This window comes from Agromyces sp. Leaf222 (assembly GCF_001421565.1).
In the GTDB taxonomy this organism is placed as follows: Bacteria; Actinomycetota; Actinomycetes; order Actinomycetales; family Microbacteriaceae; genus Agromyces.
In genome coordinates this window covers 1,154,805-1,179,105 of the sequence record NZ_LMKQ01000001.1, presented here as the reverse complement: position 1 = coordinate 1,179,105, position 24,301 = coordinate 1,154,805, and the positions used below count along the sequence as shown (strand labels likewise).

Annotated in this window: 25 protein-coding genes; 8 read left to right on the top strand and 17 right to left on the bottom strand. The window is 71.9% G+C overall.

Annotated elements, in window-relative coordinates; all coding sequences use genetic code 11:
• The first annotated feature begins 149 nt into the window (after nt 1-149).
• Complete coding sequence (locus tag ASE68_RS05150) at nt 150-671, top strand: hypothetical protein (protein WP_055855802.1); 522 nt, start codon at nt 150-152, stop codon at nt 669-671.
• Nucleotides 672-681: 10 nt separating this feature from the next.
• On the opposite strand, the gene ASE68_RS05145 is transcribed toward ASE68_RS05150, so the two are convergent.
• The 6 genes from ASE68_RS05145 to ASE68_RS20515 all read right to left on the bottom strand — a co-directional run bounded on the left by ASE68_RS05145 (nt 682) and on the right by ASE68_RS20515 (nt 5,418).
• Complete coding sequence (locus tag ASE68_RS05145) at nt 682-1,356, bottom strand: N-acetyltransferase (protein ID WP_055855799.1); 675 nt, start codon at nt 1,354-1,356, stop codon at nt 682-684.
• Between the two features lie 56 nt (nt 1,357-1,412).
• On the bottom strand, nt 1,413-3,332 hold the full coding sequence (locus ASE68_RS05140; RefSeq protein ID WP_055855796.1) for a helicase HerA-like domain-containing protein: 1,920 nt from the start codon (nt 3,330-3,332) through the stop codon (nt 1,413-1,415).
• A 73-nt stretch (nt 3,333-3,405) separates the two neighbouring features.
• Nucleotides 3,406-3,909: a hypothetical protein gene (locus ASE68_RS05135; RefSeq protein WP_055855793.1), complete on the bottom strand. Its 504-nt coding sequence runs from the start codon at nt 3,907-3,909 to the stop codon at nt 3,406-3,408.
• Nucleotides 3,910-4,008: 99 nt separating this feature from the next.
• Entirely contained in the window at nt 4,009-4,464 is a 456-nt protein-coding gene (locus ASE68_RS05130; RefSeq protein ID WP_157421552.1) for an SRPBCC domain-containing protein, read from the bottom strand.
• Nucleotides 4,465-4,526: 62 nt separating this feature from the next.
• Entirely contained in the window at nt 4,527-4,673 is a 147-nt protein-coding gene (locus tag ASE68_RS20130; protein WP_157421551.1) for a hypothetical protein, read from the bottom strand.
• Between the two features lie 187 nt (nt 4,674-4,860).
• The gene (locus ASE68_RS20515; RefSeq protein WP_082462025.1) at nt 4,861-5,418 is read right to left on the bottom strand and encodes a helix-turn-helix transcriptional regulator; all 558 of its coding nucleotides are present in this window, start codon (nt 5,416-5,418) and stop codon (nt 4,861-4,863) included.
• 68 nt (nt 5,419-5,486) lie between these two features.
• Between ASE68_RS20515 and ASE68_RS05120 the strand changes: the two genes are divergently transcribed.
• On the top strand, nt 5,487-6,446 hold the full coding sequence (locus ASE68_RS05120) for an AraC family transcriptional regulator (protein ID WP_235480767.1): 960 nt from the start codon (nt 5,487-5,489) through the stop codon (nt 6,444-6,446).
• A gap of 58 nt (nt 6,447-6,504) precedes the next feature.
• Nucleotides 6,505-7,740: a DNA polymerase domain-containing protein gene (locus tag ASE68_RS05115; RefSeq protein WP_055855787.1), complete on the top strand. Its 1,236-nt coding sequence runs from the start codon at nt 6,505-6,507 to the stop codon at nt 7,738-7,740.
• 33 nt (nt 7,741-7,773) lie between these two features.
• Here ASE68_RS05115 and pucL read toward each other — a convergent pair whose 3' ends face one another.
• The 7 genes from pucL to aceB are packed head-to-tail and all read right to left on the bottom strand — an operon-like array spanning nt 7,774 to nt 14,600.
• Nucleotides 7,774-8,673, bottom strand: coding sequence for a factor-independent urate hydroxylase (gene pucL / locus ASE68_RS05110; protein ID WP_055855784.1), 900 nt, complete (start codon nt 8,671-8,673; stop codon nt 7,774-7,776).
• 2 nt (nt 8,674-8,675) lie between these two features.
• On the bottom strand, nt 8,676-9,044 hold the full coding sequence (gene uraH / locus ASE68_RS05105) for a hydroxyisourate hydrolase (RefSeq protein WP_055855781.1): 369 nt from the start codon (nt 9,042-9,044) through the stop codon (nt 8,676-8,678).
• Complete coding sequence (uraD, locus tag ASE68_RS05100) at nt 9,041-9,538, bottom strand: 2-oxo-4-hydroxy-4-carboxy-5-ureidoimidazoline decarboxylase (RefSeq protein WP_055855777.1); 498 nt, start codon at nt 9,536-9,538, stop codon at nt 9,041-9,043. The genes uraH and uraD overlap by 4 nt, the downstream gene beginning before the upstream one ends.
• A complete protein-coding gene (gene allB / locus ASE68_RS05095; protein ID WP_055855774.1) occupies nt 9,528-10,892 on the bottom strand; it encodes an allantoinase AllB in 1,365 nt (454 codons plus the stop codon). Before allB ends, uraD begins: the two co-directional genes overlap by 11 nt.
• Nucleotides 10,889-11,740, bottom strand: coding sequence for a bifunctional allantoicase/(S)-ureidoglycine aminohydrolase (locus ASE68_RS05090; protein WP_055855771.1), 852 nt, complete (start codon nt 11,738-11,740; stop codon nt 10,889-10,891). The genes allB and ASE68_RS05090 overlap by 4 nt, the downstream gene beginning before the upstream one ends.
• Complete coding sequence (locus ASE68_RS05085; protein WP_369800083.1) at nt 11,737-12,999, bottom strand: aldolase; 1,263 nt, start codon at nt 12,997-12,999, stop codon at nt 11,737-11,739. The genes ASE68_RS05090 and ASE68_RS05085 overlap by 4 nt, the downstream gene beginning before the upstream one ends.
• Nucleotides 13,000-13,001: 2 nt before the next feature.
• Complete coding sequence (gene aceB / locus ASE68_RS05080; RefSeq protein WP_055855765.1) at nt 13,002-14,600, bottom strand: malate synthase A; 1,599 nt, start codon at nt 14,598-14,600, stop codon at nt 13,002-13,004.
• A 125-nt stretch (nt 14,601-14,725) separates the two neighbouring features.
• Here aceB and ASE68_RS05075 point away from each other — a divergent pair, with 125 nt between their 5' ends.
• Genes ASE68_RS05075 through xdhC form a run of 3 tightly spaced genes read left to right on the top strand, consistent with a single transcriptional unit; the run spans nt 14,726 to nt 19,536 of the window.
• Nucleotides 14,726-16,210 carry a xanthine dehydrogenase small subunit gene (locus ASE68_RS05075; RefSeq protein ID WP_055855764.1) on the top strand — a complete coding sequence of 495 codons (1,485 nt, stop codon included), beginning with the start codon at nt 14,726-14,728 and terminating at the stop codon, nt 16,208-16,210.
• Nucleotides 16,207-18,597 (top strand): xanthine dehydrogenase molybdopterin binding subunit, encoded by a 2,391-nt coding sequence (xdhB, locus tag ASE68_RS05070; RefSeq protein WP_055855761.1) that lies wholly within the window; start codon nt 16,207-16,209, stop codon nt 18,595-18,597. The genes ASE68_RS05075 and xdhB overlap by 4 nt, the downstream gene beginning before the upstream one ends.
• Nucleotides 18,598-18,612: 15 nt before the next feature.
• Complete coding sequence (gene xdhC, locus ASE68_RS05065) at nt 18,613-19,536, top strand: xanthine dehydrogenase accessory protein XdhC (RefSeq protein WP_082462024.1); 924 nt, start codon at nt 18,613-18,615, stop codon at nt 19,534-19,536.
• Here the strand turns inward: xdhC and ASE68_RS05060 are convergent.
• The gene (locus ASE68_RS05060; RefSeq protein WP_082462023.1) at nt 19,530-20,129 is read right to left on the bottom strand and encodes a nucleoside deaminase; all 600 of its coding nucleotides are present in this window, start codon (nt 20,127-20,129) and stop codon (nt 19,530-19,532) included. The two genes, xdhC and ASE68_RS05060, sit on opposite strands and share 7 nt — an antisense overlap.
• 145 nt (nt 20,130-20,274) lie before the next feature.
• On the opposite strand from ASE68_RS05060, the gene moaA reads away from it, so the two are divergent.
• The gene (gene moaA, locus ASE68_RS05055) at nt 20,275-21,339 is read left to right on the top strand and encodes a GTP 3',8-cyclase MoaA (RefSeq protein WP_055855758.1); all 1,065 of its coding nucleotides are present in this window, start codon (nt 20,275-20,277) and stop codon (nt 21,337-21,339) included.
• Here the strand turns inward: moaA and ASE68_RS05050 are convergent.
• Both ASE68_RS05050 and ASE68_RS05045 read right to left on the bottom strand, forming a co-directional pair.
• Nucleotides 21,324-21,947 (bottom strand): FMN-binding negative transcriptional regulator, encoded by a 624-nt coding sequence (locus tag ASE68_RS05050; RefSeq protein ID WP_055855756.1) that lies wholly within the window; start codon nt 21,945-21,947, stop codon nt 21,324-21,326. The two genes, moaA and ASE68_RS05050, sit on opposite strands and share 16 nt — an antisense overlap.
• 20 nt (nt 21,948-21,967) lie before the next feature.
• Nucleotides 21,968-23,206 carry a ThiF family adenylyltransferase gene (locus ASE68_RS05045; protein WP_055855754.1) on the bottom strand — a complete coding sequence of 413 codons (1,239 nt, stop codon included), beginning with the start codon at nt 23,204-23,206 and terminating at the stop codon, nt 21,968-21,970.
• A 41-nt stretch (nt 23,207-23,247) separates the two neighbouring features.
• Between ASE68_RS05045 and ASE68_RS05040 the strand changes: the two genes are divergently transcribed.
• The gene (locus tag ASE68_RS05040) at nt 23,248-23,496 is read left to right on the top strand and encodes a MoaD/ThiS family protein (RefSeq protein WP_055855752.1); all 249 of its coding nucleotides are present in this window, start codon (nt 23,248-23,250) and stop codon (nt 23,494-23,496) included.
• 79 nt (nt 23,497-23,575) lie between these two features.
• Here ASE68_RS05040 and ASE68_RS05035 read toward each other — a convergent pair whose 3' ends face one another.
• Nucleotides 23,576-24,223, bottom strand: coding sequence for a TetR/AcrR family transcriptional regulator (locus ASE68_RS05035; RefSeq protein WP_055855749.1), 648 nt, complete (start codon nt 24,221-24,223; stop codon nt 23,576-23,578).
• Between the last annotated feature and the right edge of the window lie 78 nt (nt 24,224-24,301).

Here is a 24,301-nt window from a genome sequence, read left to right as displayed (position 1 = left end):
CATCCGTGTCCTCATTAATGCCGAATAGCGCGAAGGGGCGCCCCTCCCGGATGATTTCAGAGATGTCAGCGGCGAAGGTGGATACACGGAGTGGGGACGCAGGGGGCTCCTCCATCGTGGCCGGGGCAGTAAGGGGCGACGGCCTCAGGGTGTATACCCTGAGGCCGCGTCGCACCCTCGGCCGCAACATCGGGTTCTCGATCGCGGCGCTCGTGCTGCCGATCCTGGCGACGCAGCTGTGGGTGCTCGATCCGACCGGCGCCTGGTCGGTCGTCGCGTGGGCCGGCGCGATCATCGCCGCGCTGCTCGTGACCGCCTGGATCTCGTACCAGCGCACGCAGGCCTCGGTGAGCCGGTACGGCATCGTCGAGCGCGGCTTCTTCGGCGGCACCTACACGGTGGCCGCGAGCGACATCGCGACCGTGCTGCGCATCCAGCTCTACCGCGGCAGCAGCCTCGACACCACGCAGGAACTGTTCGTCGTGAACCGCGCGGGCCGCGGCGTGTTCCGCATGCGCGGCCGGTTCTGGAACACCTCGAGCATGGACCGCGTCGCGAAGATCCTCGACGTCGAGGAGGTCGTGCGCACCGAGCCCGTGACCCTCGCCGAGCTGCGCGAGACCGACCCGAACCTGCTCTACTGGTTCGAGCGCCGGTCGCTCACGCGCTGAGCGGCAGGATCTAGCGGGCCGTCGCGATGCCGAGCAGCGGCGAGCTCGGCTTGTGCGCGGCGAGCTCGTGGAACCCGAGTCGGTCGTAGAACGCCCGTGCGTTCGTGTTGTTCGGGTCCATGCTGAGGTGCACGCCCGGAACGCCCCGTTCGGCGAGCGCGTCGCGCAGCGTGTCGATGAGTCGGCGTCCGAAGCCCTTGCCCTGCAGCTCGGGCAGCAGGTCGATGTGCAGGTGCGCGGGGAACTCCCCCAGTTCGGCGATGCGCATGCGCTCCGGGTCTGCGCCCGCCTTCAGCAGGTCGGCCTCGGTGAACTTCGGGGCGTGCGAGGTGGCGGCGCCGGGCGACGGATGCCGCGACGTGAAGCCGGGGGTCCACTCGCGCTTCCACCAGTCGATGAAGTCCGCGGTGTCGGCGACGCCGATGATGTAGCCGACCGCACGCCCGGCCCCGTCGTCGACGACGAACGCGAGGTCGGGCGCGTACGTCACGTAGGGCAGAGCGAAGACCTCCGGCATCAGCGAGTCGTCGGAGTACACCCCGGTCGCGTCGCCGCCGCCCGACGCGGTGAGCAGGCAGATCCGCGCGACGTCGGCCCGGTCTTCGGGCCGGTAGCCCCGGATGAACGGATGCCGCGCCTCGGCGGACTCTGCGGACTCGGAGGAAGCGGACGACTCGACGGGCACGAACGGTGAGCCTACGCCATCCGTCGGACCCGGACCTGCGGCGCCGTGGCCGACGCTCACCGCCGACGCCGCGTGCCGAAGATGCCCTGTACGACGCTCGTCAGCACATCGCGTGTGGCCTTGGATCCCAGCACCTGCTCGAGCACCGAGGCGTCCTTTCCGCGGGAGGTGCCCGTGCTCCGCGACGAGCCCGACCGCGAGCCGCCCGAACCGCCCGAACCGCCCGCCGTGCCGGAGGTGCGCTTCATCATGCGGTCGTACTCGGCCTGCGCGGCCTTCTCCTCCTTCGCACGCTGCTGCTCGACGGCGGCCTGCTGCTTCGCGAGCTCCGCGTCGGACTTCGCCTTCGCGGCGGCGTCCTCGGCGGCCTGCGCCGCGGCCGCCACGGCGTTCATCTTCGCGGTGAGGATCTCGTGCGCGGACTCGCGGTCGACGGCCGTGCCGTACCTCGCCTGCAGCGGCGAAGCCGCCACTGCGGCGTCGATCGCGGCATCCGTCGTGGGAGACATGAGGGCCTGCGGGGCGCGCAGCCGCGTCCAGGCGACGGGCGACGGGGCGCCCTTCTCGTTCATCACGGTGACGATCGCCTCGCCCGTGCCGAGCGAGGTGAGGACCTCCTCGAGGGCGTAGCCCGACTTCGGGTAGGTCGACACGGTGGCCCGCAGCGCCTTCGCGTCGTCGGGCGTGAAGGCCCGCAGCTGGTGCTGCACGCGCGAGCCGAGCTGCGCGAGCACGTCGCCCGGCACGTCCTTCGGCGTCTGGGTGACGAAGAAGATGCCGACGCCCTTCGAGCGGATCAGGCGCACCGTCTGCACGACCTGCTGCAGGAAGTCCTTCGAGGCGTCGGCGAAGAGCAGGTGCGCCTCGTCGAAGAAGAACACGAGCTTCGGCTTGTCGAGGTCGCCGACCTCGGGCAGGTCGTTGAAGAGGTCGGCGAGCAGCCACATCAGGAAGGTCGAGTACAGCGCCGGCTTGTCGGCGACGCCCGGCACCTCGAGCAGGCTCACGATGCCGCGCCCGTCGGATGCCACCCGCAGGAACTCCGCGGTGTCGATCTCGGGTTCGCCGAAGAACACGTCGGCGCCCGACTCGGCGAAGGCGACGAGCTCGCGCAGGATCACGCCGACCGTGGCCTTCGAGAGCCCGCCGAGTCCGTCGAGCTCGCCCTTGCCCTCGGCGCTCGTGAGGTACTGCAGCACGGCGCGCAGGTCTTCGAGGTCGAGGAGCGCGAGCCCCTGGTTCTCGGCGTAGTGGAAGACCAGGCCGAGGCTCGACTCCTGCGTGTCGTTCAGGCCGAGCACCTTGCTGAGCAGCAGCGGTCCGAAGCCGGCGACGGTCGCCCGGATCGGCACGCCCTTGCCGATGCCGCCGAGCGAGAAGAACTCCACGGGGAAGGATGCCGCCTCCCACGCCTGCCCGATGCCGGCGGTGCGCTTCAGCAGCTTCTCGTTGCCCTCACCCGGCGTCGCGATGCCCGACAGATCACCCTTGATGTCGGCGGCGAACACGGCGACGCCGTTGGCGGCGAGCTGCTCGGCGAGCACCTGGAGCGTGCGCGTCTTGCCCGTGCCGGTGGCGCCCGCGACGAGCCCGTGCCGGTTCGTCATGGCGAGCGGGATGCGCACCTGCACGTCGGGCATGGCCTCGCCGTTCACGAGGGCGCCCATCTCGAGCGCGGCGCCCTCGAACGCGTACCCGGAGCGGATGCCGGCGACGCCGTCGGCGTCGAGCGGCCCTGCGGGGGTGGCGCCGGCGGCGGGCGGGTCGGAGGGGGCGTCGGAATCCCCGGATGCCTCCGGCGACGCGTTCGCCGCGGCATCCGTCGCCTGCTGCTCGGCCTCGATCGCCGCCTGCGCGAGCGCCGCCGCCTCTTCGGCCCTGCGGACCGCCTCCGCCGCCTGCGCCTGCAGCGCTGCCGCCGCCTCTGCCGCGGCTGCCGCCGCCTGTTGTGCCTGCTCGACCGCGTCGTCCCCCATGCGGCCAATGCTAGCGACGCACCTCGGCGAGTCGACAGGCCGCGAGCGCGGCGCGCCGGGCGACGCCGCGACGCTACGTCAGTCGGACGGGCTTCGGCAGGCGCCCGGGCTTCGCGATGCCGAGGCGTTTCATGCGCATCGCCGAGTTCAGGTAGAGGTACGCGAGCAGCGCCGACTCGATCGTGCCGCCGATCGTCGTGCCGAGGGCGGGCGCACCATCGAGCCGTGGCGCGGCCGTGCCCTCGCCCACGCCGGCGAGCTGGATCGCCACGCTGAACACGCCCATGGCGGCGACGACGATGAACAGCACGCCGAGCCGTCGACTCAGCGTCGGCCACGCCGTCATGCGCCACCACGCCCGCGGCGGGTCGACCGGCTCGTCCTGCCCGCGGAAGATGCGCACCGCGAGCGCGAACGACACGGCCAGCGTCAGCAGGTTGACGAGGTTCAGGATCAGCGGCGGTACGCCGAGCGCGACGAGCGCGTTGACGATCACGACGCCCGCGATCCACGCGACCGCGATGTAGAGCACCTTGAACTCCCAGCGCACGATCCGGAAGTCGAGGATCCGCCGCATGATCGCTCCCTGGTGCTCGGCCTGGCTCCGACGTCGTCGCCGGGTGGTCGCCTCAACCTACTGCAGCGACCGGCCGCCCAGGCGCAGCACACGGCCCGATCAGGACGGGAACGGCAGCGCCCTGCCCGTCTCGATCCACGACTTGAAGCTCGAGAGCACGAGGGGCCACGTGCCCTCGGTCTCGGCCTCGGCGGGGTGGGCGTCGCTCCACTGATCGTTCGTGAACGTGAGCTTCGTGAGGTTCTCGGCCGCCGACTCGAGGCGCCAGGTCATGCGGCTCGTGAGCTCGGCGTGGTTCTCGCGATAGGTGGGGCCGGGGTGCTCGGTGAGCTGCAGCAGCGCACCGGGCTCGGCCTGCAACACCTCGCCGTAGACGTGCACGGTCTCGTCGCCGTCCTGCCCGGGTCCGACGTACTCGTAGCGGCTGCCCGGGGTCAGCTCGCCGCGCAGCGCCGAGCCCCACATGACGGCGCGGCTGCCCTCCTCGCCGGTGATCGCGTCCCACACGCGCTGCGGCTCGGCGGCGATGTACAGGGTCATCTCGAAGTCGCTCATGGTCTCCTCCTCGTCTGCGTCGCGACGGGTCGCCGCGACGGGTTCTGGTGACCTGCGTCACGCTACGGATGCCGCGTCTGCGCGTCTTGAACAAACGCGACGTCGGCGGATTGCTGCCAACCGACCGCGTGCGGCGGCGGGATGCCGCGGCCGGATGCTGCGGCCCGACCGACCTCGGCGACCCATGCGGCGCCGGCGGATTCACGCACGTCATGGGAGCGTCGGCCAGGTACTCATCGCTCCGAATCCCATATGCCAGTTCCGCCTCATCGATGAGGCGGAACTGGCATATGCGATTCCGAGCACAGATGGATCGGAATCGGTGGGCTCGTTCGACGAGGCACGCCGGTGCGGCCAGACGGCCGGGAGAGCCCGCGGCCACGAGGGTGGCGCCGATCAGGTGGGAGGTTCCCTCCCCTCCCAGGAGGCCGATTCGCCGCGGCCGGCGCCACGTCGACCCTTGCGACCGAGGCGATGAGGGCGTTGCCGGTCACCGCGCACGGACCGCTCACGCCCGACGTGGGGCGTGCGCGGCGGCGTGGGCACGGAGATCGGCGCGTGCTCCGAGCCGAAGCCGTACCGGTGGTCCCAGAGGTGGAAGAGTTCGCCGACGGCGGCGTCCAAACGGTGCAGGAAATCGTCTTCGAGGCCGTACAGCCGCTCGGCGGAATCCGGCAGCACCGACACCGCGCGCACCGCGCGGAGGATGCGAAGGTGATGGGAGACCGCCGATCGGGAGACTCCGAACTCCACCGCGATGACCTCGTTGAGCACGCCGACGGGGTGCCGGCCCGTCGCCAGGACCTCGAGGATCCGCCGACGAACCGGTTCGGCCACGACCTCGAACGGATGCATCATGCCGGAACGATACGGACGCTCCCCCGCCGGCGCATGCCGTGGAGCCGGTGCCCGGCTCGGAGTGCATGGCGACGCAACTTGGGAGGAGACGACCATGGCTTCATCGGCGTCGGCGGTGCGTCGACGGCGGTGATGGCCATACTTGGGGCATGCGGAATGGCGGGGTGCGCGATGCACCGGGCAGCGTGCGCCACGAGCGCGACGAGCCCGGCGAGTACTGGCGGCGGCGAGCGGGTGGCGCGGCCACGAAGGGCGTGCTCGCGAACGCACCGGGCGAGCCGGGCATCGCGCCGCTCGCCGACGCCGCGGCCGAGCAGGCGGCCTCCGGTGACGCGCCCGTGCGGCTCGCCCGCCATGCCGTGAGCGCGGATGTCGCGCATCTCGTGCGGCACGTCTGGATCCCCCGCTGGAACCTGCCACCCGGCGTCGTGATCGAGCAGGGCGTGCTCGAGTACCCCTCGGCGAACCTCGTGATCGACGCGACGTCGGCGGCCATGCACGGCCCGGCCCTCGGGCGGGGATTCCAGCGGCTCGAGGGCACGGGGGCTGCGTTCGGCGCGCTGCTGCAGCCGGGGGTCGCGCATCTCCTCGTCGCCGGGCGCATGAGCGCGCTCGTGGGCTCGTCGATTCCCCTCGGCGCGCTTCGGCTCGCGCCCGATGCGTCGACGGCCGAGCTGCCCGACCGCGTCCGGTCGGCCGTCGCCGCCGGCGACGACGCCGCCGCGGTCGCGGTGTTCGAGCGGTGGCTCCGCGCGCAGCGGCTCGAGCTCGACGCCGACGCCGACCTGCTGCGGCGCATCGTCGAGCTCGCCGAGACCGACCGCGGCATCCTCCGCGTCGACCAGCTCGCCGACGCGTGCGGCATCGGCGCGCGGGCGCTCCAGCGCCTCGTGCACGAACGGCTCGGGCTCACGCCGAAGTGGCTCATCGGCCGCTACCGCATGCAGGAGGCGGCGCAGCGGCTCGCGGCATCCGACCCGCCCCAGCTCGCCGAGCTCGCGGCCGAACTCGGGTTCGCCGACCAGGCGCACTTCTCGCGGCAGTTCCGCGCCGTCATCGGCGAGACACCGCGCCGATACGCGCGCGCCGCGGCATCCGTCGCCGTCGGCTCCGACCGAGGGTGAGGAGGCGGCCCCCACCGCCCCCTGTCGCCCCGACGGCGCCCGCCATAGTGTTGAACCCGTGAGTCCGTCGAAGGGCGAAGCCACGACCATCGAGGTCGACGGGCACGAGGTGCGCATCTCGAGCCCGGGCAAGGTCGTGTTCCCAGAGCCCGGCATCACCAAGTTCGACCTCGTGCACTACTACCTCGCCGTCGCCGACGGGGCCTTGCGCGGGGCCGGCGGGCGCCCCATGGTGCTGAAGCGCTTCGTGAAGGGCATCGGCGCCGAGGCGTTCTTCCAGAAGCGCGTGCCCGAGAACCACCCCGACTTCGTCGACACCGCGACGCTGCACTACGCGCGGGGCACATCGGCCGAAGAGGCGGTGATCCGCAACCGGGCGGCGCTCGCCTGGGTCGTGAACCTCGGATGCCTCGACCTCAACCCGCACCCGGTGCGCGCTGACGACCTCGAGCACCCCGACGAACTGCGGGTGGATCTCGACCCGATGCCGGGCGTCGAGTGGGCGCAGATCATCGACGTCGCCATGGTGGCCCGCGAGGTGCTCGAAGACCACGGACTCGTGGGCTGGCCGAAGACCTCCGGCTCGCGGGGCCTGCACATCAACGTGCGCATCGAGCCGAGGTGGGACTTCCGCCAGGTGCGGCTCGCCGCTGAGACGCTCGCGCGCGAGGTCGAGAACCGGGCTCCGGGAATGGCCTCTGCCCGGTGGTGGAAGGAGGAGCGCGGCGAGAGCGTGTTCGTCGACTTCAACCAGAACGCGAAGGACCGCACCGTGGCCTCGGCCTACTCGGTGCGTCCGCTGCCCGACGCGCGCGTGTCGACCCCGCTCGACTGGAGCGAGGTGCGCGACTCGCACCCAGAGCGCTTCACAGTGGCGACCGTGCTCGAGCGGTACGCCGAACGCGGCGACGCGGCATCCGGCATCGACGAACCCGGCGCCGTGGGCAGCCTCGACGCGCTGCTGCGCCTCGCCGAGGAGCTCGGGCCCGCCGAGAAGCCACCCTCGTCGAAGGACGGGTCGGGCCGGCGATCGTCGAGCATGCCGCTCATCGAGGTCGCACGCACGAAGACGAAGCCCGAGGCGCTCGAGGCGCTCGAGCGGTGGAAGGCGAAGCATCCCGAGGTCGTCGACCTGCTGCGCCCGGCCGACGTGCTCGTCGACGGCATGCGCGGGTCGAGTTCGCTCTGGTACCGCATCCGCGTGAACCTGCAGCACGTGCCGGCGGCCGAGCGCCCGGAGCAGGGCGAACTCGAGGCCGACTACGACCCGTGGGCCGGGCGCACCTGGGGATGAGACGGGGCCGGCCCACCGCCGTCGCGAGCGATCTCAGCAGAAGCCGGCGATGCCCGCCCAGGCGACGTCCGCGGGGGCGATCCCCTCACGCATGACGGTCGCCTCGATGAGGCCGTACGGCCGGTCGGCGGCGTAGAACACCTCGTTCGGGTTGTCGAGGCCGAACGGGGTGAGGTCGACGACGAAGTGGTGCTTGTTGGGCATCGAGAGGCGGATCTCGGCGATCTCCGGACATTCCTCCAGAACGCGCGCGCCCATCTGGAACAGGGTCGCCTGCAAGGCCGCCGAGTACCCTTCGGTGAACGCCTCGAGCAGCAGCGCTCGCACGCGGTCGTACACGGCGTTGTAGTCGACGCTCGCGTCGGAGTAGCGCCATCGCGCCGCGACATCCGTCGCGAGGACGCGGTCGCCCGTCTCCTGGAGCGTCGTGTACCGGTCTCTCGGAAAGCCCTCGAAGCCCGACTGCGTGGTCTTCAGCACCGTGAGGCCCTTGAGCCCGGCAAGCACGTGGCGGTCGGTTCCGTCGGCGACGACCAGTGCCGTGCGCGTCTCCTGCCCGGAGCGCACGAAGGAGTGGTCGTGCGGGGCGCCGTGCGCCTGGATGCGCTGCCACGCGAAGCTCTCGGCCTCCCACCGACCACCCGAGACCCAGTCGAACGACGAGGTGAAGTGCTCCGCGAGGCGCAGCAGGAACGCCTCGGGCGAGCCGATGCCCGCCCGCGCGAACGCGAAGACGGTGTTCTTCTGCGTGTCGGTGGCGATGACGTGCGAGTTGTCGCCCTCGAGGTGGGCGCCGGCGAAGTCGCCGCGGAGCTGCGACGTGACGCTGAGGTCCTCGATCTCGTGGCGAGGGCCGTCACGGGTGACCTTGACGACGCGCACCTCGGCCTTGCCGTACTGGTTGGGCCCGAGCACGATGGCGGGGTCGGTCATGATCAGCTCCCTCGGTAGGTCGAATAGGCGAACGGACTCAGCAGGAGCGGCACGTGGCAGTGCGCGCCGCCGGCCACGACGAAGGTGATCAGGACCTCGGGGTAGAACGTGTCGACGGAGCGCGCGGCGAAGTAGGCGCCGGTGTCGAATCGAAGGCGGTACTCCCCCGCCGCGAGCGGCTCGGATCCGAGCTGTGCGACGCGGCCGTCGGCATCGGTGACGGATGTCGCGACGAGACGCCACCCGTCGCCGACGCCGACGCCGTCGGCGTCGGCGTCGGCGTCGCGGGCGAGGAGCTCGACGGCGACGCCCACGGCAGGCCGGCCGGCCGTGGTGTCGAGGACGTGCGTGGTGATCCCGGAGGCATTCATGTGGCGAAGAGTCCCTTCAGTCGCAGCGTCGCGATCTGACGCAATTGCTCGGCGACGATGAGATCCTCCTCGGCGCCCGTGTGCCCGAGCCGTTCGGTCAACGCCTCGAGGATCTCGCTCGAGGTACGGCCCGCCGCGCGAATGAGGAAGACCCGGCCGAATCGCCGTTCGTACGCCGCGTTGCCTGCCGCGAGCGCTGCGGCGACGGCGACGTCGCCCTGATCGACCCCGGCCTGCTCGGCGCGCGAGAGCGCAGCCTCGCGATGCGCGCCCGCGGCGCGTTCGCCGATGCGCGGGTGTCGGGCGAGCGCGCCCTCGACCTCCGCGGCGGTGAACGGCGACGCTGCGCTGTTCGCTCGGGCCGCGAGTTCGTCGACGGAGTCGTACGGGCGCCCGTCGACCAGCTCCTCGCACCAACGGCTGATGTCGAGGCAGGGCCTCAGCAGGGCGATCGCGGCTCCGCGATCTGCGGCGTTGTACTCCTCAAGCAGCATCGTGCGCTCCTGCCACGGCTCGGCGCAGCAGTCGGCCGCGCGGGGTCGAGCGGTCGATCGGGGTGCCGGCGAGGAATGCCGACCGGACGACGCCGGCGAGCTCGCGGCCGTCGTAGGGCGTCATCGGATGCCGGTGCTCGAGTGCCTCGCCGTCGACCGTGAACGTGGCCTCGGGCGCCACGACGGCGAAGTCCGCGGCGCCCGCTTCGGCGATGCGGCCCTTCGTCGTGAGTCCGACCCGTCGGGCCGGCGCGGTCGACATCCACTCGACGACCCTGGCGAGCGGGATGCCGCGCCGCCTCGCCTCGGTCCAGACGAGGGGCAGCCCGAGTTGGAGGGAGGCGATGCCGCCCCAGGCCGCCTCGAAGTCGCCGTCGCCCGCATGCTTCAGTTCGGCCGGGGCCGGCGAGTGGTCCGAGACGACGAAGTCGATGACGCCCTGCTCGAGGCCGTGCCAGAGGGCGTCGCGGTTCTCGGCGCCGCGGATCGGCGGACAGCACTTGAACGCGGTGGCTCCCCTGGGCACCTCGTCGGCTTCGAGCACGAGGTAGTGCGGGCAGGTCTCGACGGTGAGCCGCACCCCCTGACGCTTCGCCGCCGCGATCCGGTCGAGGGCGTCGGCCGCGCTCAGGTGCAGGATGTGCGCCCGCGCCCCGGTGCGGGCCGCTCGATCGATGACCGCGGCGACGGCGGCGCCCTCGGCCTCGCGCGGGCGGGAAGCGAGGAAGTCGGCATAGGCGGGTCCGTGGCGGTGCGGCGCCGCGTCGATGAGCGCGGCATCCTCGGCGTGCACGATCAGGAGGGCGTCGGATGCCTCGAGCACGGCCATGGCCGCCTCCATCTCGTCGGCCGTGACCGGCGGGAACTCGTCGACCCCCGAGGACACGAGGAAGCACTTGAACCCGAACACCCCCTCGGCGACGAGCGGCTCCAGGTCGGCCGAGTTGCCGGGCACCACGCCGCCCCAGAACCCGACGTCGACGAACACCTGCCCCTCGGCCGCGGCCCGTTTCACCTGCAGTGCGGCGACGTCCGTCGTCGGCGGGATGCTGTTGAGCGGCATGTCGACGATCGTCGTGACACCACCCGCCGCGGCGGCCCGGGTTGCCGAGGCGAACCCCTCCCACTCGGTGCGGCCCGGCTCATTGACGTGCACATGCGTGTCGACGAGCCCGGGGATCAGCACTTCGTCGTCCGCGAGTCGCACCGTTCGCGCCGCGACGAGCCCGGTACCGAGCGCTGCGAGGCGAACGACCAGTCCGTCGCGCACCCCGACCTCCGCGGGAGAGAACGCACCGTCGACGAGCACCCGCTCGCCCGTGACGACGAGGTCGAGGCCCGAGGCATCCGTCATCGCAGGCCACCGGGTACCGGGCCGCCGGCCGCGGGATCCGTGAGCCGAACCTGCCGATTGACGTCTTTGTAGAGCAGGTACCGAAAGGGCCCGGGCCCGCCCGCGTAACAGGCCTGCGGACAGAACGCCCTGAGCCACATGAAGTCGCCCGCCTCGACCTCGACCCAGTCCGCGTTCAGCCGGTAGACGCCCTTCCCCTCGAGCACGAAGAGGCCGTGCTCCATGACGTGCGTCTCGGCGAACGGGATCGAACCGCCGGGTTGGAACGTCACGATGTTCACGTGCATGTCGTGGGCGAGGTCGTCGGGGTCGACGAACCGGGTCGTCGCCCATGCCCCGTCGGTGCCCGGCATCGTCTGCGCTTCGGTCTCGGCATCGCTCGTCACGAACGATGCGGGCGTCGGCACGTCCTCGAGCGGCTCGTAGGCCTTGCGGATCCAGTGGAAGCTGGTCGGCTCGCCGCTGTCGTTCGCGAGCGACCATTCGGCGCCCGCCGCGAGATAGGCGTAGCCGCCGGCCCCGAGCACGTGACGCTGCCCGGCGAGCGCCAGGCCGAGCTCACCGGAGGTCACGAACACGACCCCCTCGACGCCGGCCTCCCGCTCGGGGCGCTCGGCGCCTCCGCCGGGCCCTATCTCGACGATGAGCTGGGAGAAGGTGGTCGCGAAGCCGGCGATCGGGCGGGCGAGGATCCACGATCGGGTGGTCGTGAAGCCCGGCAGCCGACTCGTGACGATGTCGCGCAGCACGCCCTTCGGAATCACGGTGTACGCCTCGGTCACGATCGCCCGATCGCTGAGGAGTTCCGTCTGCGAGGGCAGTCCGCCCTCTGGGGTGTAGTAGCTCATCTGCTCTCCTCGTGAAGCCTCGGATGTGCGAGCGCGACGAGCGCCGGCTCGTCGATCCCGGTGTCGGCGGCGACCTCGAGTGCCGAGATCGCCCCACAGCGAAGCCCTCGCAGCACGAACCCGGCGAGCGCGCGCACCGTCGCCGGCTCGTCGAGCACCGCCCCGGAAGCCCCGACGCGGGCGTCACGGAGCCGCGCGGACGCGTCGGGATACCCCTCACGGTAGAACGCGTACGTCGCGATGAACCGCGTGGGCAGTTGGAGCGCGTGCAGGTCCCACCCCTGGGGGAATCCGCGCTCGAGTGATCGCCGCACGAGCCGTGCGTGCAGTCGCCACGCCGCCTCGGCCCGGTCGCCGATGGGCAGGATGTTCGTCGACCCGTCGGACAGGCGGATGCCGGTGCCCGCGACCGCGAGCTGCATGACCCCCTTCGCGAGATCGGCGGCGGGATGCTCCATCGACTGGTAGCGCGCCGGGATCTGCAGCGACGCGCTGTAGTCATAAGTGCCGTAGTGCATCGCACTGATGCGGCCGGGCACCGCGAGCGGGAGCCTCGCGACCGGGGACGTGCCGTCGGCGCCGAGCACCAGCTGCGGCGTCTCGACCTGCACCTCGAATCGCAACCGCCCCTCGGGCAGTCCGTGAACGCGTTCGAGGGCGGCCGCGACCTCCGCCGCCGCCTGCACCTGGGCAACGGTCGACACCTTCGGCAGGGTGAGCGCGAGGCCGTCGGGCAGGCCGCCATGGTCGATGAGGGCGGTCACGAAGAGGTCGAGGGTCCGGATGCCACGTGCCCGCGTCGTCGCCTCGAGCGACTTGAACCGGATGCCGATGCAGGGCGGCGCGACCCCCGCAGCCTCCGCCGCCGCGACGCGCTCGGCCGCGCGAACGGCGTCGGCGTCCTCGACGTCGTCGCCGCGTTCGCCGTAGCCGTCCTCGAAGTCGATGCGCAGATCCTCGATCGGCTCGACCTCGAGCTTCTCGCGCACCGCCGGCGCAACCGCGGCCGCGATCTCGGCGTCGAGCCCGGCCATGACGGCGAACGCCTCGACGCCGCCGGCCGCGTCGACGGCGGCGCGGGCGGTACGGCCCCATTCGATCGACAGCTCCGGCGTGAACCGGTCGGCCGGCACGTACACGGTGTGCACCGGCTGTCGCGATCCGTCGTCACCGGGATAGGCGGTGGCGAGCAGCGCGTCGGTCTCGGCGAGACCGGCGTCGATGCCGGCGAGGGCGGTGGCGGGGAGCGCCGTGCGCATCCTCATTCCAGCAACTCGTAGGCGGGCAGGGTGAGGAAGTCGACGTAGTCGGCTCCGAGGCAGAGGTCGGCGATGAGCGAGGCGGCGGGCTCGTAGTAGGCGGCGTATCGTTCGGGTGGGACCTCCGTCCGCAGGAGCTCGACCTCCTCGGCGAGCACCGCGCGCACGAGCTCGGGGGTCATCGTGCGGCCGGTGTCGGCGAGCACGACCCGATGCTGCAGGTGCTGCCACACCTGCGACCGTGAGATCTCGGCGGTCGCGGCATCCTCCATCAGGTTGTGGAGCGCGACGGCGCCGTTGCCGGCGAGCCAGGCGGCCGTGTAGGCCACGCCGACCGAGAGGTTGGTGCGCAGGCCGGCCTCGGTGACCTCGCCGCCGGCGGACGCCACGTCGAGCAACTGCTCCGCGGTGACCTCGACCTCGCGCCGCTGCCGATCGATCTGGTTCGGCCGATCGTCGAGCACGGCGTCGAAGACCTCACGACACACCGGCACGAGGTCGGGGTGCGCGACCCAGGATCCGTCGAACCCGTCGTTCGCCTCGCGGGTCTTGTCGGCGCGCACCTTCTCGATGGCCGCCGCGGTCGCCTCGGGGTCGGCCCGGTTCGGCACGAAGGCCGCCATGCCGCCGATCGCCATCGCCCCCCGCCGATGGCAGGTCTGCACGAGGAGATCGGTGTAGGCGCGCATGAGCGGCGCCGTCATCGACACGCTGGCGCGGTCGGGCACGATGAACTCCGGCCCGGCGTCGCGGAAGACCTTGATCAGGCTGAACAGGTAGTCCCAGCGGCCGGCGTTCAGGCCCGACGCGTGCTCGCGCAGCTCGAAGAGGATCTCGTCCATCTCGAAGGCGGCGGGGATCGTCTCGATGAGCACGGTCGCGCGGATGCTGCCCGCCGAGATGCCGAGATGCCCTTCGGTGAACGTGAACACGTCGTTCCAGAGCCGCGCCTCGAGGTGGCTCTCGAGCTTCGGCAGGTAGTAGTACGGGCCGTGGCCGTTCTCGAGGAGCTGCGCCGCCGTGTGGAAGACGTGCAGCCCGAAGTCCACGAGCGAGCCGGAGACGCGTTCGCCGTCGACGAGCACGTGGCGCTCCGAGAGGTGCCACCCTCGCGGCCGGGTGACGACCGTCGGGCGTCGGATGTCGGTGCGGAGCGTGTAGGCCCTGCCCTCCGGCGAGGTGAAGGCGAGCGTTCCGCGAGCGGCCTCGCGGAGGTTCAGGATGCTGCCGACGACGTTGCCCCACGTGGGACTCGACGCGTCCTCGAGGTCGGCGAGCCAGACCCGTGCGCCCGAGTTCAGGGCGTTGATGGCCATCTTGGGCGGCGATGCCGGACCGGTGATCTCGACCCTTCGGTCGAGGAGCGCCTCGGGCGCGGGCGGCACCTGCCACTCGCGTTCGCGGATCTCCCTGGTCTCGGGGAGGAAGTCCAGCCGCCCCCCTTCCGCGATGCGCTCGCGGCGGTCGGCTCTCGCGGCGAGCAGCCCACGGCGCCGCCGATCGAAGCGACGATGCAGTTCCTCGACGAAGGCGAGCGCCTCGCCGGAGAGGATCTCCTCGCCGTCGGGGACGTCGATGGCGCGGGCGAATTCGATGGTCATGCGGTTGCCGCTCCCTTCCGGGTCTGCTCCACACGCTCTGCTCATCTTCGCGCAGATGCCCTCGCGGCGTAACCGGAACATCCGGAATGCCGCGGCGTAGACTCCCGAGAACGAGGAGTTCGATCATGGAGCACATCGACGTGACGGTCAACGGGGCCCTGCGCCCGTTGCTCGGCATCCGCGCACACACGACGGCGCTCGACTGGCTCCGCGAGTCCGGCCTGACCGGGGCCAAGGAAGGCTGCGCCGAGGGCGAATGCGGCGCGTGCGCCGTGCTGCTCGCGACCTCCGACGAGCGAGGCGGCACCGTCTGGACTGCCGTCAACGCGTGTCTCCTGCCGGCTGCCGCACTCGACGGCCAGGAGGTCGTCACCGCTGAAGGCCTCGGCTCCCCCGAGGCACTGCATCCCGTGCAGGCCCGCCTCGCCGAGGCCGGGGGCTCCCAGTGCGGCTACTGCACGCCCGGGTTCGCGTGCAGCATGGCGGCCGAGTTCTACCGACCCGAGCGCGCGCCTTCGGCGGCTGCGGCAGGCGCAAGCGCAGGCGCAGGCGGCGAGGCGGATGCCTCGGCCGGCGACTGCGGCCCGAACGGCTTCGACCTGCACGCCCTGAGCGGCAACCTCTGCCGGTGCACCGGCTACCGTCCCATCCGCGATGCCGCCTACGCCCTCGGCGAGCCGGAACCCGACGACCCGCTCGCGGAACGACGCCGGCAACCGGCGCCGAAGCCCCGGACGACCCGGCTCGACGGGCCCGGCGGCCGGTTCGTGCGCCCACGATCGTTCGAGGATGCGCTCCGGATCCTGCGCGAGGAACCCGGCGCAGCGGTCGTCGCGGGCTCGACCGATTGGGGCGTCGAGGTGAACCTCCGCGGTCGCCGCGCACCGCTCACCGTCGCGATCGACCACCTGCCCGAACTCCGCGACGTCACGTTCGGCGACGCCGCGATCGAGATCGGCGCAGCGCTGCCCCTCGCCGACGTCGAGCGGAGGCTCGAGGGCCGTGTGCCGGTGCTCGGCGAGCTCTTCCCGCAGTTCGCCTCCCCGCTCATCCGCAATCGCGCCACGATCGGCGGCAACCTCGGCACCGCCTCGCCCGTCGGCGACACCTCGCCCGTGCTCCTCGCCCTCGCGGCCCGCGTCGTGCTCGTCTCGGTCGACGGCGAGCGCGAGGTCGACCTCGCCGACTACTTCACCGGCTACCGCGAGACGCTGCGCCGGCCCGACGAGCTGATCCGCTCCGTGCGCATCCCCCTGCCGCTCGCCCGGCTCACCGCGTTCCACAAGATCGCGAAGCGCCGCTTCGACGACATCTCGAGCGTCGCCGTGGGCTTCGCCCTCGATCTCGACGGCGACGTCATCGCCTCGGCCCGAATCGGACTCGGCGGGGTCGCGGCCACCCCGCTTCGCGCTCGCGCGACCGAGGCCCACCTGGTCGGCCGGCCGTGGAACCTCGAGACCGTCCGCGACGCGGCATCCGTGCTCGAGTCGGAGGGCACGCCGATGTCGGACCACAGGGCGAGCGCCGAGTACCGCTCGCTCATGCTGGGCGCGGCGCTCCTGAAGCTCTTCCGCACCAGCCCCCGAACCGCCGAGGGGGCATCGGCATGAGCGAGCTCGCCGCCCGTCCCTCGCACGCGGTCGTCGGAACCCCGATGGCGCACGAGAGCGCCTCCCAGCACGCGACGGGCACGGCCGTGTACACCGACGACCTCGCGGCGCGACGTCACGACGCGCTCACCGCCTGGCCGGTGCCGTCGGAGCACGCGCACGCGTTGGTGACCATCGATGTGCGGCAGGCGCTCTCGGTACCCGGCGTCGTGCGGGTCCTGACCGTCGATGACGTGCCCGGCCACAACGACGCCGGGGTGAAGGACGACGAGCCGCTCTTCCCGAGCGAGGCGATGTTCCACGGGCAGGCGCTCGCCTGGGTGCTCGGCGAGACGCCCGAGGCCGCGCGACTCGGAGCCGCCGCCGTCGAGGTCGGGTACGAACCGCTGCCCTCGATCCTCACCGTGCCCGAGGCGATCGAGGCCGGGTCGTTCCAGGGCATTCCCCGCACGATTCGTCGCGGCGAGCCCGAGGCTGCCCTGGCCACCGCGCCGCATGTATTCGAGGGCATCTCCGAGGTCGGCGGGCAGGAGCACTTCTCGCTCGAGGCGCAGGCCTCGCTCGCCCACGTCGACTCCGAGGGCCAGGTGTTCGTCGAGTGCAGCACGCAGCACCCTTCCGAGACGCAGGAGATCGTCGCGCACGTGCTCGGCGTGCCGAACAACCGGGTCACGGTCCAGTGCCTTCGCATGGGCGGCGGCTTCGGCGGCAAGGAGATGCAGCCGCACGGATTCGCGGCCGTCGCGGCACTCGGATCGGTGCTCACGGGCCGGCCGGTGCGCCTGCGCCTGAATCGCACGCAGGAGTTCACGATGACCGGTAAGCGGCATCCGTTCCACCTCGCATGGAAGGCCGGATTCGACGACGACGGGCACATCCTCGCCCTCTCGACGACGCTCACCGCCGACGGCGGCTGGAGCCTCGACCTCTCGGAGCCGGTCATGGGCCGGGCGCTCTGCCACGTCGACAGCGCGTACTGGATTCCGAACTTCGTCGCGCACGGGCGTGTCGCGAAGACGCACAAGACCTCGCAGACGGCGTTCCGCGGGTTCGGCGGCCCGCAGGGGATGTTCGTGATCGAGAACATCCTCGGCCGCGTTGCGCCGGTGCTCGGCATCGACCCGGCGACGCTGCGCCGTCGCAACTTCTACGAACCCGGCCAGACGACGCCCTACGGACAACCCGTGCGCCACGCCGAACGCCTGCACGACATCTGGCGACAGGTGCGCGACGGGAGCGACTTCGACGAGCGTCGCGCCGCGGTCGCCGAGTTCAACGCCCGGCACCCCGACGCCAAGCGGGCCCTCGCCATCACCCCCGTGAAGTTCGGCATCTCCTTCACGCTCACCGCGTACAACCAGGCCGGCGCGCTCGTGCACGTCTACAAGGACGGCTCGGTGCTGATCAACCACGGCGGCACCGAGATGGGTCAGGGGCTGCACACCAAGATGCTGCAGGTCGCGGCGACCGCCCTCGGGGTCGAGGTCGCCTCGGTCCGACTCGCACCGACTCGCACCGACAAGGTGCCGAACACCTCGGCCACCGCCGCCTCCTCGAGCGCCGACCTCAACGGCGGCGCGGTGAAGGACGCCTGCGAGCAGATCCGCGACCGCATGGCCGCGGTCGCCGCACGCATGCTCGGCATCGACGAACGCGACGTGCGATTCGGTCGCGGTCGCGTCTCCGGCCTTCGTCCGACGGGGCCTTCGCTCGGGTTCGCCGAGGTCGCGAACGCCGCCTACGACGCGCGCGTGCAGCTCTGGGCCGCGGGCTTCTATCGCACCGAAGGGCTGCACTGGGACACCGAGGCCATGCAGGGCTCGCCGTTCAAGTACTTCTCCTACGGCGCCGCCGCGACCGAGGTCGAGGTCGACGGGTTCACCGGCGCAACGCGCATCCTCCGCGTCGATATCGTGCACGACGTGGGCGACACGCTCTCGCCGCTCATCGACCTCGGCCAGATCGAGGGCGGATACGTGCAGGGCGTCGGATGGCTGACCCTCGAGGAACTGCGCTGGGACACGGGCGACGGGCCCGGTCGAGGTCGCCTGCTCACGCAGTCGGCGAGCACCTACAAGCTTCCGAGCTTCTCGGAGATGCCCGAGGTGTTCAACGTGGGCCTGTTCGAACGCGCGACCGAGGACGGCGTGGTCTATGGATCGAAGGCGGTGGGCGAACCGCCGCTCATGCTCGCGTTCAGCGCGCGCGAGGCGATCCGCGAGGCCGTCGCCGCGTTCGGGCCAGGCGGGCACAGCGTCGAACTCGCGTCACCGGCGACACCCGAGGCGGTGTTCCGGGCGATCCGGGATGCGCGACGCGCCGCCGAGGGGGTCGCGGCGGATGCCCAGGCGGGGCCTGAACCCGAACTCATGCCCGTCGATCGCTGAGTGGCGGGTCGAGCGATGGACTGGTTGGATGCGGCGCAGGCGCTCCGTGCGGCACGGACGCCGTCGGTCATCGTGACCGTGGCGACGGTGCGCGGCCACGCTCCACGCAACGGCGGGGCCAAGATGGTCGTGTCGGCGACCGCAACGTTCGGCACGGTCGGCGGCGGCAACCTCGAGGCCACGGTCATCGCCCGCGCCCGCGAGCTGCTCGGCGAAGCCGCCGACGAGCCCGAACTGATGAAGCTGACGTTGAGCGACCGGGTCGCGACGGAGTACGGCGTGCAATGCTGCGGAGGCGAGGTCACCATGTTGCTCGAACCGGTACTGGCCGTTCCCGTGGTCGCCGTCTTCGGGGTCGGACACGTCGGACTGGAGCTGGCGCGGATCCTCGTCCGGCAGCGGATCGAGCTCCATCTCGTGGATTCCCGCCCCGAGATGCTCGCGCCGGAGCGGATCGGGGTCCCGGGGTCGAGCGGGCCGCTCGCCGACGCCGTGGCCACCGTGCTCGTCCACGGCCCGCAGGTGCCCGAGTCGGCGCTGATGCTGCTCCCCACCGGCGCGCACGTGCTCGTCATGACGCACGATCACGTCGAGGACCTCGCGATCATCGAAGCCGCACTCGGCACCGACGGCCTCGCGTCGATCGGCCTGATCGGGTCGAGATCGAAGTGGGCACGCTTCGAGCAGCGGCTCCGCGAGGCCGGCCACGAGGACGCGTCCCTCGCCCGCGTCGCGACCCCCATCGGCATCGACGGCATCGGGTCGAAGGATCCGGCCGCGATCGCGGTGAGCGTCGCGGCACGGGTGCTCCAGCAGATCGAGGAGCAAGCCGTGACGCGTGGGCACGCCGAACAGGGGCGCACGACGCCGGTCGCGCCTGCTCCGCCTGCTCCGCCTGCCGTGTCTGCCCGGGTAGCGGCCACGTGGACGGCTCAGTAGTCGACGCGGTCGCCCTTGCGCTTCCACGCGGTGAACGGCGCGACGCTCCGATCGTGCCCGAGGTCGATGCTGCCGACCGGCATGATGCGACGGTCCTCCTCACCACCTTCGAAGTAGCGATCGAAGACCGCGTCGTCGAAGCCGGCATCGGCCGCATCGTCGCGATCCGCCGCGAAGAAGACCCGGTCGATGCGCGCCCAGAGGGAGGATGCGAGACACATCGGGCACGGTTCGCAGCTCGCGTAGAGCGTCGCGCCGCTCAGGTCGAAGGTGCCGAGTCCCGTGCAGGCGGCACGGATCGCGGTGACCTCCGCGTGGGCGGTCGGGTCGAGGTTCGCGGTGACCCGATTGACGCCCTCGAACACCCGTCCGTCGGCGGCGACGACGACCGCCCCGAACGGCCCGCCCCCGTGCTGCACGTTCGCGGTGGCCAGGTCGACGGCATGGGCGAGGTAGGCGGCCGCCCGATCGGCGACATGGTCATCGGCAACGGTGCGATCGGCGACCGTGCCATCGGCGCCGGCACCGGCTGCGGTGCCCGACGCGGAACCGGAACCGGGACTCGACTGGAGCGAGTGGTCGAACGAATCCATGGTGACCTCCTTGCTGCGTCCATGCTAGGCGTCGAGCCCGGCCGCCACCGCGTCGCGCTCGAGCGTCCCCTGACCGGGGCGGGGCGGATGAAGCCCGAGGCATCCCCACCCCGGTGTTAGCGTTGACGCCACGGAAGGGGATGCGATGACGAGCACGGCGATGCGTCTGCCCTCGACCGGGCGACTCGCCGACCTGCGCGACCGGCCCCTGCGGGACCTGCGCATCTCGGTGACCGACCGCTGCAACTTCCGCTGCGTGTACTGCATGCCAAAGGCCGTGTTCGGGCGCGACTACGCGTTCCTCGACCGCGACGAGCTGCTGAGCTTCGAGGAGATCACCCGCATCGCCCGCATCGCCGCCGCGCACGGCGTCGAGAAGTTGCGCCTCACCGGCGGCGAACCGCTGCTCCGGCGCGGCCTCGAGGGGCTCATCGCACAGCTCGCCGAACTGCGCACGCCAGACGGGCGCCCGCTCGAGATCGCCCTGACCACGAACGGCTCGGCGCTCGCGATGAAGGCGGCCTCGTTGAAGGCCGCTGGGCTCACGCGCGTCACGGTGTCGCTCGACTCGCTCGACGACGAACTGTTCCAGTCGATGAACGACGTGCGGTTCCCGGTCGGGCGCGTGCTCGACGGCATCCAGGCCGCCCACGACGCCGGCCTCGGCCCGGTCAAGGTGAACATGGTCGTCAAGCGCGGCCTCAACGACCACGAGATCCTGCCGATGGCCGAGTACTTCAAGGGCACCCCGTTCACGCTGCGCTTCATCGAGTACATGGACGTCGGCACGTCGAACGGGTGGGAGCTCGGCGAGGTCGTGCCGTCGGCCGAGATCGTCGAGCGCATCGGCGAGCGGATGCCGCTGGCCGCCGTCGGCGCGACGGCCCCCGGTGAGACGGCCGCACGCTGGCGCTACCTCGACGGGGGCGGTGAGATCGGCGTGATCTCGAGCGTGACGCAGGCGTTCTGCGGCACCTGCAACCGGGCCCGCATCTCGACCGAGGGGCGCCTGTTCACGTGCCTGTTCGCGTCGGAGGGGCACGACCTGCGGGCCCTGCTGCGCGGCGGCATCGACGACGACGGCCTCGCCGACGCGATGGGCGCGATCTGGGGCGCGCGCGACGACCGCTACTCCGAGGTGCGCGCGACCCTCACGCCCGAGCTGCGCGCGGCGCGGCCCAAGGTCGAGATGAGCTACATCGGCGGCTGAGGAGCTGCTGGCGCGTGCACGCGACGCATCTCGTCGGCGAGGGCCGGATTGCGCTCGTCGAGGTTGGCGATCACGTTCGCCGCGACATCCGGAGCCTTGTTCTGGCTCAGTTTCGCCCTCGCATCGAAGCGGTCGACGCGCATGCGCAGGCCGACCGTGCCCTTCGCCACCCGTCGGGTGCCCGCCTCGTCGTCGGCGAGGCTGCGACCGCCCGCCTGGTGCTGCTCGAAGTGGTCCGTGAGCCGGTTGAGCATCTCGTAGTTCTCGTCGTCGCTGAGGATCTCGGGGGTGCCGTACAGGTGGGCGGTGACGTGGTTCCAGGTCGGGATGACCTCGCCGGGGGCGTACCAGCTCGGCGAGACGTAGTCGTGCGGGCCCTGGATGATCACGAGCACCTCGTGCGCGCCCAGCTCGTGCAGCACCTCGTCGGGCCGCCCGAAGTGGCTGACGATCGTGATGCCGTCGGCCGCCTCGTCGAGGATGACCGGGTAGTGCGAGGCCACGAGCCCCGTGCTCGCCGGCGAGACGAACGTCGCCCACGCGTTGGCACGGATCAGGCGCTTCACCTCGTCTGGGTCGGTCATCAGGTAGTGCGGCGTGTGGCGCATGTGTGCGGTTCCTCCAGGGCTCAGCGCTGCACGAGGTCGTCGGCGACGCTCGCGAACCGGTCGATGCCGCCCACGAGGAACACGACGTCGTCGTGCCCGCGCTCGAGCAGCAGCCGTGCCGCGCGACGCGAGCGGAGGTCCTGTTCGCAGTACACGACGAGCGGGGCGTCGCCCGGGTGCGGCTCGGCGCCGGCGACGAGGTCGCCGAGGGGCAGCAGCTCGCTGCCCTCGATGCGGCGCAGCTCGGCCTCCGCGGGCTCTCGAACGTCGAGCAGGCGCACCGGCTCGCCGCCGCGCACCCGGGCGAGCAGGTCGGCCGCGGTGACCCCGCGCGGCGCGGATGCCTCGGCGAGCGCGGCGGCCGCGGCATCCGCCTCGGTCGCGCCCGTCGACGTCGCCGTCGGCAGGCCGCAGAAGAGCTCGTAGTCGACGAGCGACGTGATCTCGGCGGCATCCGCGATCGCCCGGTACGAGAGCTCGCGCGAGCGGCCCGAGAGGGCGTCGATCGTCGTGACCCGCCCGAGCAGCGGCTCGCCGACGCCCGTGACGAGCTTCACGACCTCGGTCGACATGAGGGCGCCGACCCACGCGCACACGCTCGGCAGCACGCCGCCCTGCGCGCAGGAGAGCACCTCGTCGGGCGACGGCGGCACCGGGAACAGGTCTCGGTACGTGGGCCCGGACGCGTGCCACGAGACCCCGACCTGACCGTGGAAGCGCAGGATCGAACCCCACACGAGCGGGATGCCGGCGAGCAGCGCCGCGTCGTTCACGAGGTAGCGGGTCGGGAAGTTGTCGCTGCCGTCGACCACCAGGTCGTAGCCCGCGAGCACCTCGAGCGCGTTCGCCGAGGTGAGGCGATCACGATGACGGATGACGCGGCACGCCGGATCGATGCTCGCGACCGCGTCGGCGAGCGAGTCGACCTTCGGGCGGCCGACGTCGGCGACGCCGTGGCTGACCTGCCGATGCAGGTTCGACAGTTCGACGGTGTCGTCGTCGACGAGGCCGATCGTGCCGACGCCGCTGCCCGCGAGGTACGGCACCAGGGCGCTGCCGAGACCGCCCGCGCCGACGACGAGCACCCGTGCGGCCGCGAGGCGCCGCTGCGCGAGCTCGCCGAAGCCGGGAAGCATCAGCTGGCGGCTGAAGCGCGAGACCTGCTGGGCCGTGAGCGGCGGACCGGGCTCGACGAGCGGGCCCGGCCGCGATGCGACCGTCGGGCCGGTCTCGACCCCCGCGTTCGGCGCCGGATTCATGCTGCCATCCTCGCACGCACCCGCCGGGTAGCATCGAGGTCGTGACGCTCGTGACCGTTCGGTACTTCGCTGCGGCCGCCGAGGCGGCCGGCCTCGAAGAGGAGCGACTCGAGCTCGCGGCATCCGCCACCGTGGCGGATCTGCGCGACCTGCTGCTCGCCCGCTACGGCGCCCCCATGGAACGCGTGCTGAAGTCGGGCTCGTTCCTCGTCGGCGGGCGCGTCGAGCGCGACCCAGCTGCCGCGCTGTCGGAGCAGGTCGACATCCTGCCGCCGTTCGCCGGCGGGTAGTCGCGGCGGGCCGGAGCGTCGGGCCGGAGCGTCGGGCCCGAGCCCGGGTCGTCGAGCCGGGTGCCGGCCGGAGCGCGGGTCAGGCCGCGTCGGGCTCAGCCAGCCCGAAGGCGCGCCGCAGGGCTCGCCCGAGCAAGTCGGGAACGTCGAGTTCGCACGGGTTCAGGGCGTCGTAGACCTGCAGGCCCTCCCAGGTCGCGATCACGACGGCGGCGGACTGCTCCGGCGTCAGCCCGTCGTCGTCGACCGCACCGGCGATCCGCTGCGCGCGGATCGTGTCGGCGATGACCTGCTTCGGGATCTGCTGGCGGCGCTGCAGCAGCTCCCTCGCCGGGTGGTCGGGCGCGCCGGCCTCGGCGGTCATGACGGAGAGCAGCTGCACGAGACCGGGGGCGCCGACGTTGCGCTCGGCGGTGGCGACGAAGCCGTCGGCCACGGTCTCCGGCGAGGACGGCAGCGACGGGGCAGACGACGAGAAGTCGACCGGCAGGTGCTGCGCGTCCTGCCACTCGAGCACGGCCAGCAGGAGCGAGGTCTTGTCGCCGAAGTGGTGCAGGAGCGTCGAGTGGTCGACGCCGGCCGCCCTCGCGATGCCGCGCACCGAGGCGCCGTGGAAGCCCTGCTGCGCGAACGCCTCCGCGGCGCGGGCGACGATCTGGTGCTTCGTGGCACGGCCGTTGACGTAGCCCTCGAGGTGTCTGATCAGTTCGTCGTCGCCGGTCGTCATCACGCCTCCATGCTTCCACGCCTCGTCGCTGCGTCCGCTCGAATTCCACCACATGGTGGAATTCGGCTACGATAGCAC